Origin of the sequence: Pseudoruegeria sp. SK021 (assembly GCF_002119405.1) — a bacterium.
In the GTDB taxonomy this organism is placed as follows: domain Bacteria; phylum Pseudomonadota; class Alphaproteobacteria; order Rhodobacterales; family Rhodobacteraceae; genus Meridianimarinicoccus.
In genome coordinates this window covers 1-20,059 of record NZ_MTBG01000021.1, presented here as the reverse complement: position 1 = coordinate 20,059, position 20,059 = coordinate 1, and the positions used below count along the sequence as shown (strand labels likewise).

14 protein-coding genes are annotated in these 20,059 nt (G+C 59.5%); 4 read left to right on the top strand and 10 right to left on the bottom strand.

All coding sequences use genetic code 11. The features are described from left to right. The first annotated feature begins 213 nt into the window (after positions 1 to 213). Both BV911_RS12830 and BV911_RS12825 read left to right on the top strand, forming a co-directional pair. Positions 214 to 1,401, top strand: coding sequence for a GAK system CofD-like protein (locus BV911_RS12830; RefSeq protein ID WP_240512240.1), 1,188 nt, complete (start codon positions 214 to 216; stop codon positions 1,399 to 1,401). A 139-nt stretch (positions 1,402 to 1,540) separates the two neighbouring features. After that, entirely contained in the window at positions 1,541 to 3,010 is a 1,470-nt protein-coding gene (locus BV911_RS12825; RefSeq protein ID WP_086054020.1) for an exopolysaccharide biosynthesis polyprenyl glycosylphosphotransferase, read from the top strand. A gap of 188 nt (positions 3,011 to 3,198) precedes the next feature. Here the strand turns inward: BV911_RS12825 and BV911_RS12820 are convergent, their stop codons facing one another. The 4 genes from BV911_RS12820 to BV911_RS12805 are packed head-to-tail and all read right to left on the bottom strand — an operon-like array spanning position 3,199 to position 6,696. Then, positions 3,199 to 4,035 carry a metal ABC transporter permease gene (locus BV911_RS12820; RefSeq protein WP_086054059.1) on the bottom strand — a complete coding sequence of 279 codons (837 nt, stop codon included), beginning with the start codon at positions 4,033 to 4,035 and terminating at the stop codon, positions 3,199 to 3,201. 2 nt (positions 4,036 to 4,037) lie between these two features. Beyond that, positions 4,038 to 4,904, bottom strand: coding sequence for a metal ABC transporter permease (locus BV911_RS12815; RefSeq protein ID WP_086054019.1), 867 nt, complete (start codon positions 4,902 to 4,904; stop codon positions 4,038 to 4,040). Next, on the bottom strand, positions 4,901 to 5,770 hold the full coding sequence (locus BV911_RS12810; protein ID WP_139840084.1) for a manganese/iron ABC transporter ATP-binding protein: 870 nt from the start codon (positions 5,768 to 5,770) through the stop codon (positions 4,901 to 4,903). Before BV911_RS12810 ends, BV911_RS12815 begins: the two co-directional genes overlap by 4 nt. Before the next feature lie 8 nt (positions 5,771 to 5,778). Beyond that, positions 5,779 to 6,696: a metal ABC transporter substrate-binding protein gene (locus tag BV911_RS12805; RefSeq protein WP_086054017.1), complete on the bottom strand. Its 918-nt coding sequence runs from the start codon at positions 6,694 to 6,696 to the stop codon at positions 5,779 to 5,781. 185 nt (positions 6,697 to 6,881) lie between these two features. On the opposite strand from BV911_RS12805, the gene BV911_RS12800 reads away from it, so the two are divergent. Continuing rightward, positions 6,882 to 7,796 (top strand): glycosyltransferase, encoded by a 915-nt coding sequence (locus tag BV911_RS12800; protein WP_086054016.1) that lies wholly within the window; start codon positions 6,882 to 6,884, stop codon positions 7,794 to 7,796. On the opposite strand, the gene BV911_RS12795 is transcribed toward BV911_RS12800, so the two are convergent. The 3 genes from BV911_RS12795 to BV911_RS12785 all read right to left on the bottom strand — a co-directional run bounded on the left by BV911_RS12795 (position 7,787) and on the right by BV911_RS12785 (position 14,068). Continuing rightward, positions 7,787 to 10,291, bottom strand: a complete 2,505-nt coding sequence (locus tag BV911_RS12795) for a glycosyltransferase (RefSeq protein WP_086054015.1) — start codon at positions 10,289 to 10,291, stop codon at positions 7,787 to 7,789. The genes BV911_RS12800 and BV911_RS12795 overlap by 10 nt on opposite strands. 158 nt (positions 10,292 to 10,449) lie before the next feature. Next, positions 10,450 to 11,589 carry a hypothetical protein gene (locus BV911_RS12790; protein ID WP_086054014.1) on the bottom strand — a complete coding sequence of 380 codons (1,140 nt, stop codon included), beginning with the start codon at positions 11,587 to 11,589 and terminating at the stop codon, positions 10,450 to 10,452. After that, positions 11,573 to 14,068, bottom strand: coding sequence for a glycosyltransferase (locus BV911_RS12785; protein WP_139840083.1), 2,496 nt, complete (start codon positions 14,066 to 14,068; stop codon positions 11,573 to 11,575). The genes BV911_RS12790 and BV911_RS12785 overlap by 17 nt, the downstream gene beginning before the upstream one ends. Before the next feature lie 138 nt (positions 14,069 to 14,206). Here BV911_RS12785 and BV911_RS12780 point away from each other — a divergent pair, with 138 nt between their 5' ends. After that, positions 14,207 to 15,451, top strand: a complete 1,245-nt coding sequence (locus tag BV911_RS12780) for a glycosyltransferase (RefSeq protein WP_168184064.1) — start codon at positions 14,207 to 14,209, stop codon at positions 15,449 to 15,451. Here BV911_RS12780 and BV911_RS12775 read toward each other — a convergent pair whose 3' ends face one another. The 3 genes from BV911_RS12775 to BV911_RS12765 form a co-directional block, all read right to left on the bottom strand. Beyond that, the gene (locus tag BV911_RS12775; RefSeq protein ID WP_086054011.1) at positions 15,452 to 16,327 is read right to left on the bottom strand and encodes a DmsC/YnfH family molybdoenzyme membrane anchor subunit; all 876 of its coding nucleotides are present in this window, start codon (positions 16,325 to 16,327) and stop codon (positions 15,452 to 15,454) included. Positions 16,328 to 16,345: 18 nt separating this feature from the next. Next, positions 16,346 to 17,101 (bottom strand): 4Fe-4S dicluster domain-containing protein, encoded by a 756-nt coding sequence (locus BV911_RS12770; protein ID WP_086054010.1) that lies wholly within the window; start codon positions 17,099 to 17,101, stop codon positions 16,346 to 16,348. 70 nt (positions 17,102 to 17,171) lie between these two features. Continuing rightward, positions 17,172 to 19,991: a molybdopterin oxidoreductase family protein gene (locus tag BV911_RS12765; protein WP_086054009.1), complete on the bottom strand. Its 2,820-nt coding sequence runs from the start codon at positions 19,989 to 19,991 to the stop codon at positions 17,172 to 17,174. Positions 19,992 to 20,059 lie beyond the last annotated feature (68 nt).

The window sequence follows — 20,059 nt, the reverse complement described above, 5'->3', positions numbered from 1 at the left end:
CATCGTCCCAAGGCCCGCGAGGTGACCATCCCGTCCAAAGCGTCAGAAGCGCCGGGTCCACGTCATCTGCCATCGACTGTTTCGCCGTCGTTGCCGCGGAAGACGCCCGCATCCGGCTGCCCTTGAAAAAACTGTCCATCCGAACATACCGTCGGTCTTCCAAAACCTGTAGGGAAGCGGTGTAACAGACTTTCCAACTGGGAGAACCGCCGCGTGCCTAATGCTCTCGTATCCCGACGGGCCGAATTCCCGGATGCGCTGCGAATTGCCCGCGCGAAAAGTTCTCCGGGGTTGGGTCCACGGATGGTGTTTTTCAGCGGGGGAAGTGCGCTCAACGACACGTCGCGTAGTCTTAAAAACTACACTCATAACTCCGTCCACCTCATTACCCCGTTCGACAACGGCGGTAGTTCTCGGCGATTGCGCGATGCCTTCAACATGCCAGCGGTTGGAGATCTGCGCAGTCGTTTGATGGCCTTGGCGGACGAGACGGAGTTGGGACAGCCCGAGATTTATGCGCTGTTTACCCATCGCCTACCGGAACGCGCGACCGAGCAGGAGTTAAACCGCGAATTTGATGCATTGAGATCCGGCCAGCATCGGCTGATGAAAGCGGTGCCTCAGCCCATGCGCGGATTGATTTTGGCGCAGTTGCGCGTATTTGATGACCACAAACCAAAGGGGTTCGATTTCTGCCGTGCCAGTGTCGGCAACCTGATCCTCGCGGGCGGCTATTTTGCAAATGACCGGGCGCTGGAGCCCGTGTTGTTCCTTATGTCCAAGATGGTCGACGTTCTGGGCACGGTCCGGGCTGTGGCCGACGTGAATTTCCACATCGGGGCCGACCTTGCGGATGGGAGTAGGGTCCTTGGTCAGCGCCAATTGACCGGCAAAGAAGAAGCACCGTTGCGCCACCCAATCAAGCGGTTGTTTCTAACGGACATGAAACAGGAAGTTCCACCCTCTGCAGTCCGACTGCCGAAACGCAATCGCAAACTGATCGAGCGGGCCGATCTGATCTGCTATTCTCCCGGCAGTCTATATTCCAGCGTGATCGCGGCGTTGCTGCCCGAACTGGTCGGCACCACAATCGCGGCGCAGGATGTCCCCAAAGTCTATGTGCCCAGCTTGGGAACTGACCCGGAGTGCCTGGGACTATCACTCCTGGATCAGGTCGACGCGCTTTTGTCGGCTCTGCGCCGCGATGCCGGTTCAGAAGTCCCGGCAGTGCGGTTGATCAGCCATATCCTCTGCGATGCAAACAGTGTCGACGCCGATATGGCCCGTCAGATCGGGCGAGTTCATCATATTCAGGTTCTGCGCCTGACCCTTCGCAAGAAGGAAAGGCCCGACTTTTATGATCCGGTTCTGCTGTCGGATGCGCTGATCTCCATGACGTGACCGTTGGAAGCGCGGTCAAATCTGCTGCGAAGGACCCGCCCAGTTTGGGCAAAACCGCAACAAAGTTGGCGTCGAGTCAGCTTCGGTTAAGGTCCATGGTCTAGACATCATCCGGAACACGACTGAGTGCGGAGCGACCATGAACCGGATCCCACAGTTCAGCACCAAGGATACGGGCTTGAGCGATATAGCGCTGCACGTGGCACGGCACCTGAAACGTGCCGCGCTCGCGCCAATTTGGATTGCGGTGATCGTTAGCTGTATCGACCTTGTTCTGTTCTCAGTCCTGTTTTGGTTCGTACGATTTTCCCTCGCACCCTTGACCTATTTTCAAACGTTCCAGACCACCGTATGGGCCCTCTGCGCCGCAGGTTCGACTGTCGCGTTGCTTGGGGCAATCGGCGGCTATCGCGTTTCAACTTTAAAAAATACCATTTATTCGATAGGCTACGTTATTATAGCAGGTGTCGTTCCTTTTGGCATGGTGGCGACATTCGATCTAGGGCCGCCTCAACCTGACCACATTGCCGAAGCTGCCCTTGCTAGCGTTTGCCTCACGATCCTTCCGGGAAGATACCTTATTTCTCGGGCGCTGAGGTGGGCATTGGAATCCGGACTGACTGAACGCCGGGCGGTCATTGTCGGTGGCGGGTCCAACGCAGAGCATCTGATCCGCGGCTTGGTGCAGCGGCCTGAAAATGATATACGGATCTGCGCGATTTTTGATGATCGCCAAGGCGAGCGGTCACCGGATCTTGTCTTGGATGTACCAAAAATCGGCCATTTCAGCGATCTGCTTCGCTTCGCCCGTCAGGCTGAAATCGACCTCATCATCATTACCCTGCCACGCACGGCCGAAGCCCGAATTGCCGCGCTTTTGACCATGTTCAGGGTTTTGCCGATACCGGTCCATTTGTCGTCCTTCAGCAACGATCTCAATTTCCGCGATCGGACAAGCCGTGAGATTGATCTGATCGATTTGTTACCGCCAAGTTTTCGCCCAGAGCGGCGGTTGGCAAAGCGTAGCTTCGATCTGGTGATCGGATCGTTGGCCCTATTGCTTGCGGTCCCTGTTATGATCGCGATTGCGCTTGCCATACGGCTGGACAGCCCGGGCCCTATTTTGTTTGGTCAAGTTCGTCACGGGTTTAACGACTTGCCGATCAATGTATTGAAATTCCGCACCATGTACGTCGACAGTTGCGATCCTGGCGCGCGCAGGGTGGTCACGAAGGGCGATCCACGTGTCACTTGGGTGGGCCGGGTGTTGCGCAAAACGTCCTTGGATGAACTTCCCCAGTTGTTCAATGTGCTGACAGGATCGCTGTCTCTGGTTGGTCCGCGCCCGCACGCCGTCAATGCCCTGTCCAGTCGGCAGGAGCAGTTCAACGAGATTGTGGACGGTTACTCGGCGCGTCATCGTCTGCCGCCCGGGATTACCGGTTGGGCGCAAATCCACGGCTTGCGCGGCGAGATCGATGACCCCGAGGCATTGCGCGCCCGTTTTGCCTATGACCTGTTTTATATCGAAAACTGGTCACTTTGGCTGGATGTTAAAATCCTGCTCCGCACGCCGTTGGCGCTTCTGGATACGCGGCATGCCTACTGACGCTGAGACGACACCGGCGTCGATGCTAGAAAATAACTCCCGGCTTCCAAACCCCCGCAATGCGCGTGTCACCGGTAAGGGCGACCACGCATCGAAGCTTTTCGACGATCCCGAATTCCGGAAAATTTGCGAAGCTGACCGGGCGTTCGATATTTGACAGTATTTGGGACACCCCGAATCGGGACGGCTCAGCCCCTGCTTTGAACGGCCTGCCGGGTCCGAAGACTACGCCAGATAAAGGCGAGTAGAAACAGGGCGGTCAGGGTAAGCACGATGGTGGGCGCCGGGGCACTGTCGAGGACGAAACTGAGATAGGTACCCAAAAAGGTCGAGAGCAGCGTCACTCCGGTCGCGACCATCAGCATGACCTCAAATCGGCGCGTCAACAAAAAGGCGATCGCCCCCGGCGAAATCAGCAAGGCCACCGCCAAAATGATCCCGACGGACGACAAGACGGCGACGATCGTCAGCGACAGGATCGCCAGCAGCCCGTAATGAAGCAACTGTACCGGCAGGCCGACTGCTTTGGCCTGTGCCGGATCGAAGGCATGAAGCAGAAAATCTTTCCATTTCGCGGCAAGTATAGCCGTTACAACCGCCGAAATTATGCCCGCAGTCAGAAGGTCGGCACCGCTGACCCCCAGCATGTTGCCGAACAGGATATGGTCAAGGTGCTGATCGGTCTCGACCGATGTGAACAAAATGATCCCCAGTCCGAACATGCCTGAAAAGACCACGCCCATGACTGTATCCTGTTTGACCCGGCTGTTGTCCTTCAGAAATCCGGTCAAAAGGGCGCAGGTCATCCCGGCTCCGAACGCCCCGACAATCAAAGGGATCCCAGCAATATAGGCCAAAACAACCCCTGGAAGAACCGCGTGGCTGACCGCATCCCCCATCAGAGACCAGCCTTTGAGGACCAGAAAGCACGACAAAAGTGCTGTGGGAAACGAGATGAAGGCGACGATAACAAACGCGTTCACCATGAAGGGGAACTGGAACGGCAGTAGCAGTGTCTCGACCATGGTCATTGGGCGGTGTCCTCAATCAACGCGGCCTTGGCTCGTTTGCGGGCGGCGCGCAGACCATGTTTGGGCGCAAAGAAAAACGCGGTCAGGAACAGAGCCGTTTGCAGGCAGATGATCACCCCCCCGGTCGCACCGTTCAGGAAGTAACTGGCATAGGCGCCAACAAAGCTGGTGATTGATCCGATCAGAACGCTGAGCAGGATCAGACGGGGGAACCGGTCGGTCAACAGATAAGCGGTGGCCCCCGGCGTCACCACAAGGGCGATGACCAGAAACGCGCCCACCGTCTGCATCGCTGCGACTGTCGACGCCGAAAGCAAGGTGAAGAACATGATCTTCAGTGCGCCCGGTTTCAATCCGATCGACCGGGCGTGGCTTTCATCAAAGAATGTGACCATAAGGTCTTTCCACTTGGCAAGCAGCACAACCAGAGAGACCACCCCGATCAGCACCAGTTGCAGCGTATCCTCGGGCGAGATCGCAAGGATATTGCCCATAGTAATGGTCTGGATGCTGACCGCCATGGGGTTCAGAGAGACCATGAACAGGCCCAGGCCGAAAAAGGATGTAAAGATCAGCCCGATAATGGCATCTTCCTTCAACCCGCTTCGTTGGTTCAGGAACAGCATCGCTGCCGCCGCCAAACCACCGGATAGGAAGGCTCCAAACGCGAAGGGCACGCCCAACATATAGGCGCCGGCCACCCCCGGCACGATCGAATGACTCAGCGCATCGCCAATCAGGGACCAGCCTTTTAGCATCAAGAAGGCCGACAAGAAGGCGCAGACCGCGCCCACCAGCGCAGACACCAACATGGCATTCGTCATGTAGCCATAACCAAAGGGTTGCAGCAGAAGATCGATCATTTGGCGGGGCGCTTTCGGTCGTGATCATAGATCACCAAGGGGCGTTCGTCGTCCGACAGGACGTTGACCTGACGTGGGTCATCATCATCGTGCAAGTCCGACCCGCCAAGCGAGAAATGCCGCAACACGCCACCAAAGGCACGTTCCAAGTTCTCACGCGTGAACACGGCTTCGGTCGGCCCATAGGCCAGCACGGTGCCCTTGACCAATATCGTCCGGTCGCAGAATTCTGGAACTGAGCCTAGATTATGCGTAGAGACCAGCATGACCCGGCCTTCGTCGCGCAATTCCCGCAACAGAGCGATGATTTGATCTTCGGTCTTAACGTCGACGCCTGTAAAAGGCTCATCCAGCAGGATCACGCGGCCATTCTGGGCTAGGGCGCGCGCCAAGAACACGCGTTTGCGCTGACCACCGGACAATTCTCCGATTTGACGATGCCGAAAGTCCAGCATATTGACGCGGGACAGGGCATCAGTGACCGCCGCGTGGTCGGCGGTTCTTGGGCGCCGGAAAAAGCCCATATGCCCATACCGTCCCATCATAACCACATCCTCGACCAGCACCGGGAAGGTCCAGTCGACCTCTTCGGCCTGCGGCACATAGGCGACAATGTTGCTGGCCAAGGCCTGCTTCACGGTCATACCCAAAACACTGATCTCACCCTTCGATGTGGTAACAAAGCCCATGAGCGCTTTAAAAAGGGTGCTTTTTCCCGCGCCGTTGACGCCCACCAGCGCGGTAATCGTGCCGGTGGGGATCTCAAAAGTGGCATTTCTCAGGGCGGTATAGCCGTTTCGGTAGGAAACGGTTACGTCGTGGGCGGCAAGGCCAATTACTGGGGCGGTCGCGGATCCATCAGCCATTTTGCACATTACTGGTCATCAAGTGTTAAACCCTTCACAACAGTTTCGGATGTTACGCGCAACAGATCAAGATAGGTCGGAACCGGCCCGTCCGCGGTACTCAGGCTATCGACATAGAGCAATCCCCCGAATGCCGAGCCGGTTTCACGAGCCACCTGCTTGGCCGGAGCCGGGTTGACAGTGCTTTCGCAAAACACCGCGGGGACCTGATAGGTGCGTACCCCGTCGATCACGGCGCGCACTTGTTGCGGCGTTCCCGTCTGATCCGCGTTGATCGGCCAGAGATACAATTCCTTAAGGCCAAAGTCGCGCGCCAGATAGCTGAACGCCCCTTCACAGGTGACCAGCCAACGCCGGTATTCGGGGATTTGGGCGATCTGATCTCGAAGCGGCGCGATGGTCGCGGCGATCTCGGCCTTATAGGCTTCGGCATTTTGCTGGTAGGTTTCGGCATTTCCCGGATCGTAGGTCGCCAGCGCATCTCGGATATTATCGATATAGATCAGGGAATTGTCCAAAGACATCCACGCGTGCGGATTGGCTTTTCCTTCATAGGACCCTTCCGAAATCGCAATCGGATCAATGCCATCGGTCAGGGTCACAGCCGGGATGTCGCGCAGGTTGCCAAAAAATTGTTCGAACCACAGTTCCAAGTTCAGGCCGTTCCAGAAGATCAGGTCCGCGTCCTGCGCCCCGACAATGTCGCGCGGCGTTGGGGAATAGCCGTGGATCTCGGCCCCGGGCCGGGTGATTGAGACGACTTCAGCCTTATCCCCGGCAACATTTCGCACCATGTCGGCGATAACGGTAAATGTGGTCACCGCCTTGAACGGTTCATCGGCGGCTGCCGCCGTGACCGACAGTGCCACGATAGCCGTGGCAACCCATGCAACCCTTGTCGTCACTCTTTTGCTTTTGTCGGACATCGAAAAATGGCCTTTCGGGGAATTCTAAATATTCTGCCGCCTATATATGAGAATCATTCGCAAGAAGCAACGCTTTTGAGAATGAATCGCAAAAAGGGTCGATGCCTCGGTCGGCGGCCTTCTCACTGGCGCATCGGGTCCATGAACGGTAAGCGACACCGGAGGTTTCTGGACGGAGAGAGCCCGTGACAATCGGCACCGTGACCATTTTGATGTGCACCCGCGATGGCGCGCCGTATCTGCCAGCACAATTGGCTTCCTTCGTGGCACAGACCCACGACGATTGGGCGCTTTGGGTTAGCGATGATGGCTCCCAAGATGAAACGTTGCAGATCCTAAAGCAGTTCCGCACCGATCACCCGAACCGCGACATTCGACTGCTGGAGGGGCCACAGCAAGGCGGCACCCGAAATTTCCTCTCGCTCCTCTGCCATCCAGACCTTGGCGATGGGACAATCGCCCTAAGCGATCAGGATGATGTCTGGATGCCCGAGAAACTGGCCCGCGCGGGGGCAGCCGTGACCGCCGGGGCGCAGGCCTATGCGGCACAAAGCATCGTCACCGACGGTCATCTGACACCGACCGGACAGATCGACAATGCGGCGCGTGGCGCGTCCTTTAAAAATGCTTTGGTCCAGAATATCTTGCATGGTGCGACAGTGGTACTGACCCCGGCAGCCCTTGATGTCATCCGCCGGGCAGGGCCCCGGATCGACGCGCCGTTCCACGACTGGTGGATTTATCAGGTCCTGACCGGATGTGACGTGCCGTTGACCATCGATCGCAATCCGGTGCTGTATTATCGGCAACACGCGGATAACGTGCTAGGTGCAAACCAAGCCTCTGGGGCACGGCGGCGACGTGGCGGCCTGCTGCGGGGGGGCACCTATCGCACGTGGATCCAAAAGAACCTCTTGGCGCTGGACGGCATTCGTAGCGATCTGTCCGCATCCTCACAAACCGTTCTGGAAGAGACCCTGGCCGCCCAAGCCTTGCCCGGGATGCGACGAATGCAGCACTACCGACGCCTTGGCTTGCACCGCCAGACATCCCGCCAGACCGCTTTGCTGATGGCGCTGACCGCGTTGGGCTATGCCTGAGACAACACCTCGGAATTCCCCGATGGCGGTTCATTTGGGCGATCTCCCAAAATTTCCACCAGAACCGACGCGGCCAAATCCCCTGAACTCAGCGGCAGTACGAAGCCATTGGGCGCGGCGCGCAACGCTTCAGCTTGAGCGCCAATATCAAAGCCATAAACCGGCAGGCCAGTGGCCAGCGCTTCGTGGGTGGTGAAGGAAAAGGTCTCCGGCCAGATCGACGGCACCAACCAGCAGGTTATCCCGTATTGCCGCACCAGAGCGGGAATATCTTCGGCCTGATAGCGCCCATGCACCGTCGTTGTTCGCGCTTTTGGAAAGGCCGGGTCAAGCCTTCCGATCACAACGAGTTTCGCAGCACGAGAGGCGGCAAGCCGGGTCGACAGGGCCGACACGACGGCGCCGCCTTTATGCATGCCGATATGCCCCAGAACTCCGATCACCGGATGCACGGGCCGTTCGTGAGGTGTGATAAATGTCCCAGACAGGCGTGGCACGGAATGTGGCCGCAACACGGTCTTTGCCGCATGGTGCGGATAGGCGGCCAAGACATGATTACGGCTGTCTTCCGAGAAAACCACAAGTTCATCGGCACGGGTGAGCAAGGGGTCCCAAGCTGCGCGCCAATCCGAAAGCGAAAGGCGTTGGCCGCTTGGGGTTTTGAAGTGATGAGCATTGTCGGCGCTATCCACCGGCGGCACCCCGCAATACCGTCCCTTGGAATCCAGCAGGTTTTGTGCCGGGCTGATCGGGAAGAAATCGTGAAACAACACTTCCAGACTGTCGGATGATGTCCGCAGTAGGCCGGTCAGATGCGCCGGAATCTCATGCGCCAATGGGTCCCCGACGCCACAAGAATAGATGACACGGCGGCGCTGAATCGGGTCCAGAAGCCGTACGACATGGGCAAAGTCATAGGTTGCGCCACGTGTCATTCCGGCGGCACAATGCAGCTCCACCACCCAACGTTCAGCGCCGCCGACCCGAAGGATGACAACCGCGCCGATGCGGGCAATTTCATCTTGGATGCGGGTTTGAAGATAGGTTTCGGCCCCGCCGTCCATGGAATGGGCCAGATAGATCGGAACCGCGTCGGTTGCGGCAGACGCGGCCCACGCGCAGGCTAACGCCAGACGCTGCGTTAACAACGGATCATTCCGGACAAACTGTTGCACTGCACGATCATAATCGGGGTAACGGGCCGACAAGATCTGAACGTTATCTGCCAGCAACTGTGCCCGCTCTTCGGATCCGAAGGACGACGCGCCACGATGTTCGACAAAAAGCGCAGGCTGGCAGCAATGCCGCCCACCCAAGGCCAGCGTCGCGCGGCACCAGTCAACCTCTTCCCCGTACCCCCGCCCGAACACGCGATCAAACTGCGGCACCTTGCGCAGAAAGGCGATGTTCATGCCCATGCAAAATCCCACACCAGTGGGCAGCAACGGTCGATCACGCGGCGGTCCCAAGCGTCGGGCAACGGCGTCGATCTGGTCAACACCATCGCTTGCAAGCGGCGAGGCGCGACCGAGGATAGGAACGGACAGGATCTCGGCATCGTTGGACATCGGGGTCACGGACGCGACGCCGGGGTCCGTTAGGATCGGATCCAGCAATCGCGAGGCCCAAGCCGCAGGAACGAAAGCGTCAGAGTTCAGCAAAATAACATGACCATCGAAGTCGATCGCCTGCCGGAAACCTTCATTCACGCTGGCGACGAAGCCCAGATTGCGGGGGTTCTCTATTAGCACAACCTGTCCGGGGTGGTCGCTATTCTGGGCCTCGGCCCAACTGCGCAGAAACGGGCGGACCCGCGGATCGGTCGAACAATCCTCTATCACGAACAATCGCCACGGCACATCGGTATGTTTCTGAAGGCGGTCCAGAACGCCCGGCAGCAAATCAAACGCGTTATAAACTGGCAAGATCAGGCTGACAGTTTGGCTCAACGCCGACGGAACCGCAGCGCCCTCACCGCCAAGGACATCACCATCAAGCGCCAGTTGCGCCACGTTTTCCGCGAAGCCCAAACCGCGCTTGATCTGCGCGCGCGCGGTCCGGTCCTTCGTCAATGTCCAGCGCAGGACCGGCGGCACAAGGGTCACCAGCGACTGCGCAAATGGCAGCCATTGCCGCCGCAAGGCCGCACGTTGCGCTGCCCCGGTGACTTCGGGAAGAGGGATCTGGATGGTGTCGTCGCCATCGACGATGGTCAGCCGCGGCGCGCCGAACGCCACGGGAAGGTCGAGACGAAATGCAACCGGGGTTTGCCCCCCCACTTCGCCAAGCGGAGCCGTTGCGTGGCTTGTGCCATGATGCAGGGTGATGGCCTGACCCGTCGCTTGGCCTTCAACCCAATAGCGGCCCCGGCGCACCCCCGCCCGATCCAGTTGCCCGATGACCCGTCCATCCACGTCGAGAAGCGAAAATCCCGGGTACTCGATGGTTGCATGTTCGTCGGCGAAGCGTTCGAAAAGCCGGGAGAATTGGGTCAATTGCGGCGCCTTTTCCTCATGTCCGAGATCAACTGGATGGTTCGCGGCAGAGCTTTATCTAAGCATTGTCGGAGACCTGCCGCAAGAATGCCCTGAGATTTGCATGACAGCCAAGCGAATGGCCGTCGCCCAGAGTTGCGGTCGGTGCGTTTAGAACGTTAGGGGGCCACGCTCGGATTTCGTCGGCGAAAGGTATTGTCCAACACAAGAAGGTCATCCAGGACCGCCGCAATGTTCGCATCGGTTACGGTTCCTGCGGTGGCCGGATGTTCGCCCAAATCGGGGTCCATACCAAGCGCCTCTTGCGCCGTCGCCAGACCGCCAAGAAGATCGGCCATAAGGACCTCACGGCTTTCCTGCCCTGAATAGTCGGCTTCGGTGATGACTTTTCGATCATCATACGCCGCGGGATCCCACCAACGCGGGTCATTCTCGATCATCTCCCGCTCTTTGGCGCCAACAAGGGTCAGGAGTTTTCGGGTTTGAGCTTCGTTTTTGGCAAGGAGGGACTTCACGATATTCTTGGGGATCACCCAAGGTGCGCTCTTGCCGCTGAAGGTGGTCCACCGTGCGACGCTGAACTCCACTTGCGGCTCATGTGGGCCAGGACGATACTGCTGATTGCGATGGAGAAAATACAGCATTTCCGGTGACAGCCCCACGTTATTCCGCTTCTGGGGGATCGTCGGCAGATCTAGCAGATCGAAGAACTGATCGACCACGTTAATGGAAGTCAGCCTGACGGTAAGCTGATGTACACCGGGGACGGTTTGCCAGCTTTCAATCATGTTTGCCCATTCCACATTGTGGAGTGAGCGCGTGGCCCAGCGTTCGACCGGGTGGCCCGTCCATGCCCCCCATTGCCACCAAGCGCTATTGAGCCAATCCATCGGGGGCCGAAGAAATAGGATGACATGCGGATGCAGTCCGGACGATTCCAGAAGTTGATTGTCCCTGAAGATGTCGCCCCGCAAAGCCCAGCCCTCTGACGACAGGATTGGAAGCTCTCCTTGGTCGGTGATTTTTGCGATCTTCGGTCCAATTCCCGCAAACATCGACAATGCGTCCACGCCAGGCCCAATATCAGGCGACGAACAGTATCCGAAAACCGACTTCGCCCCCATTTGGGTGAGCTTCGGTCCGGTTACCAATTTTCCCGAGCGGTCCGCGCAGGCGTACCGATACATTGTGCCGTCGCTTGCCGTGAGATCGGGATGTTGCGTTAGCAGGGATTGCAGGGAACTACTGCCACATTTTGATGCGCCGATGTGCAGAATTGAATTATTCATCAGCGGCATCCTTTGGTTCCTTTAATTGGACTGTCGAAGTTGAAGTTAACGCACGTACCAGACCGTCCGCGTCATTCACAAGCGCCAAAGGCAGGACACGCCCATTGCGATTGTGTCGCAGCGCATCGGCCTGTCCCCCCAAGTCGAACCCGTAAACCGTCAAGCCAGAGGCAAGCGCCTCGTGTGTGGTATATGAAAATGTTTCCGGCCAGATCGACGGAATGAACCATCGATTGATGCCGTATTTGGCAACCAGCGCCGGAAGATCTGCAATCTTATAATCGCCATGCACGGTCACGCTGTCGGGAGGCGCGTAAGCGGGATCGACATTACCAATGATCACCAATCGTGCCGCGCCGGCCTTGTTCAGCTCCGCCCCAAGGCGCTGCAACACTGCGGCGCCCTTCTGAAGCCCGATATTGCCCAAGACCCCGACGACCGGGCGACCTGGCTTCGGCGTGATGGCGGGGACAATCTGAACATCGTCATGCGGGCGCAGATCAATGCTGACATCCTGCCCTTGCAAGGCACCGGCCACGATTGCTTGACTGCTCAGCGAAAACACAATCAGGCGCGTCGCCGCTGTCAAAAGCGGATCCCACGCGGCCTGCCATGCAGCCGCGTCCAATGGTTGGCCTTCTAGGTCGCGCAGTGGTCGAGGGCCATCGAAGCTGGGGATCTCGTTCAGAAGGCAATAAGATCGGCTGAGTGGCAGGAAATCATGGAACAAAATATCCATCTCATCCTGTCCCGGTCGGAACAGTGCCAACAAAAATTGCGCAATCCCGCAAGGATCGGGGTCGCCCACGATGCAGGAATAGATCAGGTGCCACGCCGGAACCGGCCGCAATAGGCCTGCGACCAGATCGAGCTCGTCTGTGCCCCCGGCGGTGATATGGCCAGAACTGTGGACCTCGATGGTTATACGCATCCGGCCGCCAAAGCGCAGGACAATGGCCGCGCCCTGTTCGGCAATGTCCTTGGCGATCCGGCGTTTAAGGTAATCCTCGGCCCCGCCGCCAAGGGAATGCGCCAAATAGACCGGCGTAAGGCCTTCACCGCAGCTTCCGGCCCACGCCACCGCAAGCGCAAGTCGTGCCGAGGCCAGCGGATCGGTCAGGATGAATTCTTGCACTTCTCTGTCATAGGTCGCGTAGCGTTCCGCGATGACTGCGTTGTTGCGTGCCACAAGCGCCAACTTCTCGGCGCTGCCGAACGACTCACCGCCGCGGTGTTCGACGAATAGGTTCGCGATCCCGACATGCCGCCCCCCTTTGGCCCGCGCCCGTTGGCACCAATCGACCTCTTCCCCATAGCCACGTCCGAATCCGGTATCAAACTCGGGCAACGCGGTCAGGAAGGTCGGATTGATCGCCATACAAAAGCCGACACCGGTCGGGCTGACGGCATGGTTCGCCGACGGGCCAATCTGTTGCGCCGCAAGATCGATTTTGTCGCCTTGCCCCGCCTGAAGGTTGGTTTTCTGGCAAATCACCGGCACCGAAAAGATTTCCGCATCATTCGACATCGGCGTGACCGTGGCGATGCCTCGGTCGGCTTGAATGGGCGCCACCAGTCGGCTGGCCCACCGTTCGGGCACGAATGCGTCAGAGTTCAGCAAGACGACCGGGCCGGAGCGCGACGCCGCGCAGGCAAATGCCCGGTTGACGCTGCGAATAAAGCCAAGGTTTTCCGGGTTCTCCAGCAAGGTGATCCGGTCATTGCCTTGCCGATGATCTTCGGCCACCCAGTCACGAAGAAAGGGCCGCACGCCCGGATCACTGGAGGCATCTTCGATCACAATCAAATGCCAAGGCAGATCGGTGTGCCGTCGCACCCGATCCAAAACCTTCGGCAGCAAATCCAACGCATTGTAAACCGGCAGCACAATCGTAATTTCCGCTGGAAATTCGACCGCCCCTCCGGCCGGGACCAGCATGTCCGGGTCTAATGCGATACTGCGGTCGGCCCTCGGGGCGCGTGGCAACAGCCGGTCCCGCGCTCGGCTGAGATGGCTGCGGTTTCGGGTCATCACCCACATGACAAGGGAGGGCAGGGCGCACATCAGATCGCCCATAAAGGCAATGGCAATCCTTAAACTTTGCAAGCTCAGCTTGGGCACCGACGGCACGATCACTTGATAGAAATAGTAGCCCTCCGGCAATTTCGTCTCAATCACCGCGGACGAGGACTGGGCGGGCACGGCGGCAAAAAAACCAAGTTTTGCATCGTCCTTGGCTTGCACAGCCTGCGACACATCGGATCGCGCGAACCGGTTTACAGCAACATGTCGGTCCTTGTCCGAGACGACTGCAATCTCATCTGCCAGTGACCAACCTTCGATGAACAGCATACCTTGGCGCAAGCTCAGAAGATCAACCTGCCCGACATGTTGTCCCGTGCGATCAATCAGCTTTGGGCCAAGGTCAGTCTTCGAGGACCGATATCTCCAATACTCTGCAATTAAGGTTTTGAATGTTCTCAGCACGACACAGCCTACTATGCTTAGTTCTCAATGGAGTGCGGCCATAAGTTCCGCCTGTCACCAATTGATTTATTCGCGTCTATACCGGCCTCTACTCAAGGGCAAACAGTTCGTGCAGAGTGCGCGGAACCTTGGTACGGCATGTTCATTGATCCTAACGTCTGGGGGCCGCGCTCAATGCATGTGGCGTTCTCGCATCAGAATTTCCCGGCCCAGTTCGGTGCCTTTGGCGCCTATCTTGCAAGCATTGGCTGGCGCGTAACATTTTTCACCGGCGCGGTCGGTGCGACGCCACCGCCCGGGTGTCAGATGGTACATATGACGCCGCATCGCGATCCGTCGCAGACCACCCATCGCTTTGCTGCAAGTATGGAAAAGGCGATGATTAATGCACAGGCCTTTGCCAATGCCGCCATCGCCGTCCGCCGTCAGGGGGCAACGCCGGATGTCGTGGTTGGGCATTCCGGATGGGGATCGGGCACCTTTGCCAAATCCGTATGGCCCGAAAGCAAATTCGTGGCCTATGCCGAGTGGTTTTATCGCTTTCCGCCAGTGGATGACACCGGCGAGAGTGCAGCGGCATCTCCGGAAGATGGCCGCGCCCATGCCTTGACGCGCAACACACCAACCTTGCTTGATTTGGCGCAGGCCGATTTGGCATTTTGCCCAACCCGGTTTCAGGCGGATCAATTTCCAGTGCAGTTGCGGGACCGACTACACATCTTGCACGATGGCGTGAATGCGGCCCGAATTGTCCCTGATCGGGGCAGTCGCCGCGGGGTCGCGGGGCTGCCCTTACCGGACGACGCCGAAATCGTGACCTATGCCACCCGCGGCATGGAGCCCCATCGTGGTTTCCCCGAGTTCTTGCGCGCGGTTGCCCAACTTCAGACCACCCGCCCGCGCCTGCATGTGGTCATCGGCGGCGAAGATCGGGTTGCCTATGGACGCCGCTTACCCGCCGGCGACAGTTGGAAACGCCGCATGTTGGCAGAACTGGATCTGGATCTGTCCCGGGTGCACTTCACCGGCTTGATGCCGTGGTCCCAATATCTGGCCGTGCTGCAATCGAGCCATGTGCATGTGTATCTTACGGTACCGTTCGTGCTGTCTTGGTCCTTGATCGAAGCCATGAGCACGGGGTGTTCGTTGGTCGTGTCGGACACCGCCCCAGTGCGCGAAGCGCTGGATGATGGCGTCTCGGCCGACATGGTCGATCACACGAACATCCCGGAACTGGTTGCCGCGATCGCCCGGCAATTGGACGATCGCGCGCGAGCATTGGCCTTGGGAGATGCCGCCCGACAAGCAGTGCTGCGCCGATACGATCAGCGTTGGATCTGGCCGGCCCGCGCAGACCTGCTCGAGCGATTGGTTCATGGCTGATCAGCGCTGATCGTAATAATGCCTAGCCACGTGCTCGGCCTCGGCAAAGAACAACCAGCGCGACATGCCGACGCCAGCCACGTGGCTAACCACCGCCAGACCCCACGCAAACCCGCCTGAGCCGCCAATCAGCAGCAGCAGGACCGGCAGGCCGGACATCGTGATTATCGACGCGATTCTAAGAAGTTGCGCATGTTTGCGTCCGACCACATAGACCATTTCGGTTAGCAGATAATTGCTGCCTGTATGGGGCGGAGACATTTGGCGGATGTCGCCAGAGCCGTCCAATCCGGTGGCCGTGGCCAAGCTGGTCTTGCTTTCGCGGTACAGGCTGTCGCCAATGGTCCAGACCATGATCTGCACACCACCCGCAACCAGCAGGAACCAGAGCGCGGCAACGGTGACCCCGGTCAACAACGCGCCGCCCGCTAAGGCAAGGGCGACAAACAGGATCGGCGTGCCGGGCTGGTGCCAGCGTGGAACGGTCTTCAACTGGGTATAGATCATCGATGTGGTCAGGACCGTAAGCAGGGCGCAGAACGATCCCAGAAATCCCAACCCGTAAAGACGGGTGCCGAAGAACACCAATGCAAACCCAAAGACCGCCATGAGAACAAGGGTTAAGACCGAAGCGATGGCCTCGCGGCTGAGCCAACTGGTCTGCCATTGCGTGAAGGCCAGCAGGGCGCGCTGGGGGTTTCCGAGGTGGAAGGTCGAAGCGGCAAGGCCACCAACGGCCAGCAGATAGGCGAGGGCGAACATCCCAAAGGCAGACCAGCCGGTGACTTGGGGAAACCCGACGCCAAGCCAGATCAACAGACCAAAGCCAAGGCCAGACAGAACGGTGAACACAATTACAGAAGGCGACGGGTGCATCTTTATAAACTCGTTATATCATGGGGTTATCTTTGTCAGCGCGCGGTCGAGCCAGCCCAGAAGGCCGTCTGGTGTGTCGATCACCGGGTCAAGAAACGGGGCAAGGATATCGATCTGGGTGGTACTATCACGGGGACGCGGCGGCAAGTAGCGGTTGACCGGTTTGGTGTTCTGCTCGGGCATCAGAGCAACGCCGCCGCGATCTTCCACCAAGCGGCTGATTTTACTGGTTGAATCCCCTAGATCGCCGAAATGACGGGCCCCGGCGGGGCAGGTGCGGACGCAGGCCGGTTCGCGGTCTTCGGGCGGCAGATTTTCATTGTAGATCCGGTCGACGCAGAGGGTGCATTTCTTCATGACGCCCTCAACGGGGTCCATCTCGCGGGCGCCGTAGGGACAGGCCCATGCGCACAAACCGCAGCCTATGCAACTGGATTCGTTGACTAAAACGATGCCGTCTTCGGCGCGTTTATAGCTGGCCCCGGTGGGGCAGACGGTGACGCACGGCGCATCCTCGCAATGCAGGCAGCTTTTCGGGAAATGCACGGTCTGGGCGGCACCACCATTGCGGGGGGTAATCTCGTAACTGTGGACGCGGTTCAGGAAAACCCCTTGCGGATCAGCGCCATAGGGGTCGGTGTCGGCCAAGGGTACGCCGTAATTTTCGGTGTTCCAGCCTTTGCAGGAGACGACGCAGGCATGACAGCCGACGCAGGTATCAAGGTCGATGACGAGGCCAAGTTTGACCGAAGATGGCGGCGGCAGGCGGGTCATACTTCCCCCGAAATCAGGTGTCGGATTTCTATCGGACTTTCGTCGGACTTTTGTCGGACCGTGCGCAGGGTCATGAGCGCGGGCCTTTTTTGCCCACCATTTGGCGCAGCAAGCTCGGCCCGACCCCGACCGGCGAGGCGAGCGGCGCAAACACCGGCTGACTTTCTGATGGGGCCGCGACCTTTTCAATCCGCACCCGCAGGTCGAACCATGCCGCCTGTCCGGTGATCGGGTCGGAGTTGGACCAGCGGTGGCCATCGCCTTTCGGCGGCAGCAGTTCCGAGATCAAGTGGTTCAACAGGAAGCCGCGGGTGGCCTCAGGGGCGTTTTCGTCCAGTGCCCACGCGCCTTTGCGTTTGCCGATGGCGTTCCATGTCCAGACCGTGCGCTCGTTCAGGGCCGCCTGAAGCGCCACCGGGACGGTGATTGTCCCATGCGGCGAGGTTAGTTGCGCCCAGTCGCCGTCCTGAAACCCATGTTCGCGCCAGAGGCCCAATGGCACGTAAAGTGGGTTCACCCCATGGATCTGGCGCAGCCACGCGTTCTGACCGCCCCAACTGTGATACATCGCCATCGGACGCTGGGTCAGGGCGTGCAACGGATAGGTGGCAGGATCGCCCGCATCGGGAGCATACCAGATCGGCAGCGGATCCATGGTCTGGCGGATCTGGTCGCGCAGATGCTCGGGCGGCTGGCGGCGGCCCACGCCTTCGGCGGCGCGTTGAAATTTGCGCATCGGTTCGACGTAGAGTTGGAACAGGTAGGGCGCGGGTTTGTCATAGAGGCCAAGGTTCACCGCCCAGTCCTGATAGGCCGCGTTCCACGGTTTGAAATAGCGGGCACCCTCGGGGATGTGGTGGACGCAGAAGCCGCCATTGTCGATGTAGCGTTGCAATTGCTCGGGGTTCGGCGAACCGCGCCCGGTCTGATCGCCGCCCTCGCCGCGAAAGCCCATCAAGGGGCCGATGCCGGGGCGGCGTTCGTGGCGGGTGATGTAATCGGCGTAATCGGTGTAGCGCGGCTTGCCGTCGTCATCGGTGAAGTTGGGCAGGCGTAGGCGGTTGGCCAGATCGATCAGCACCGATTGAAAGTCGCGCACCCCGGCATGGCCGGGACGGTCGGGCGGCACCACCGGCCAACGGATCGCATCGGCGGCGGCATCCGGTTCGCAGATTGGCCGGTCCAGCAGCGAAATGCAGTCATGCCGTTCCAGATAGGTGGTGTCGGGCAGGATCAGGTCGGCATAGGCGACCATTTCCGACGAATAGGCATCGGAATAGATGATGCGCGGGATCACGTATTCGCCGGTCTCGGTCTTGTCCGTGAGCATCTTGATGGTGCCAGCGGTGTTCATCGACGAATTCCACGCCATGTTCGCCATATAGAGGAACAGGGTGTCGATGGTGTAGGGATCCCCCGCATGGGCGTTGGAGATGACCATGTGCATCAGCCCATGCACCGACAGCGGATTGTCCCACGTGAAGGCCTTGTCGATCCGCTGCGGCAGGTCGTTCTCGGTCAGCAGCAGGTCCTCGGGGCCACGCGGAAAGCCCAAATGCGGGCCTTCGAGGGGGCGGCCCTTCTGGACCCCGGCATGGGGGGTGGGATGGGCCTCGGGCGGTTTTGGATAGGGCGGTTTGAACCGAAAGCCCCCGGGCGTTTCGACCGAGCCGAGCAGGATTTGCAGGATATGCAGGGCGCGGGTGGTCTGAAAGCCGTTGGCATGGGCCGAGAGGCCACGCATGGCGTGAAAGCTGACCGGGCGACCGATCATGGTCTCGTGCCGGTCGCCGCGAAAATCGGTCCACGGATGCGGCAGTTCGATCGCCTGTTTGAACGCGACATGGGCCAGCTCGGCGGCGATGCGGCGGATGGTGGCGGCGGGGATGCCGCAGCGCTCGGCCACGGCCTCGGGGCTGTAGTCCGGCGCGATATAGCGTTCGGCCAGCACCTGAAACACGGTGCGTAGACTGGTGCCCGCCCGGCGCAGGCGACCGCTGAGGTCGGGCTGCACGCCGGGGGCGTCGAAGGCGGCGGTGCGGCCAGTTCTGCGGTCGATGACCAGCGGTTTGCCGTCCTCGTCGCGCAGGAACAACCCGTCTTCGTCCAACAGGACGGGTGCGTTCGTGAAGCGGGCGAGGTAGTCGAGATCGACTTGGCCCGCGCGCAGCAACTCGTGCACCAGCGCCAGAATGAACAGCCCGTCAGTGCCCGGCGTGATCCCGACCCATTCATCAGCGATGGCGTTATAGCCCGAGCGCACCGGGTTGATGCCGATGACCTTGGCGCCGCGCGCTTTCAGCTTGCCGAGGCCCATTTTGATCGGGTTGCTGTCGTGATCCTCGGCGACGCCGAACAGCAAGAACAGTTTGGTATGCTCCCAATCGGGTTGGCCGAACTCCCAAAACGCGCCGCCCATGGTGTAGATGCCAGCCGCCGCCATATTGACCGAGCAAAAGCCGCCATGCGCCGCGTAGTTGGGGGTGCCAAAGCTTTGCGCCCAGAAGCTGGTAAAGGATTGCGACTGGTCGCGGCCGGTAAAGAAGGCCAGCTTTTCAGGGCCATTGTCGCGCAGCGGTTTCAGCCAAGAGGCGGCGGTTTTCAGGGCTTCGTCCCAACTGATCTCGACAAATTCGCCCGAGCCGCGCGGCCCGACCCGTTTCAGCGGCGCACGCAGGCGGGCGGGCGAGGTGTGCTGCATGATCCCCGCGCTGCCCTTGGCGCACAGAACGCCCTTGTTGACCGGGTGGGCGCGATTGCCTTCGATATAAGCGACGCGGCCCGCTTTCAGGTGAACATTGATGCCGCAGCGGCAGGCGCACATGTAGCAGGTGGTCTGGCGGATGTCGTCCGAGACCGGCGGCGAGGTGTCGAGAACAGGTTGCGGCATGGCGAGCCCCTTGTGTCACGGGGATAGGTTAGGCGGATCCGGGCGCGGGGGCGAGTCCCGATCTGACG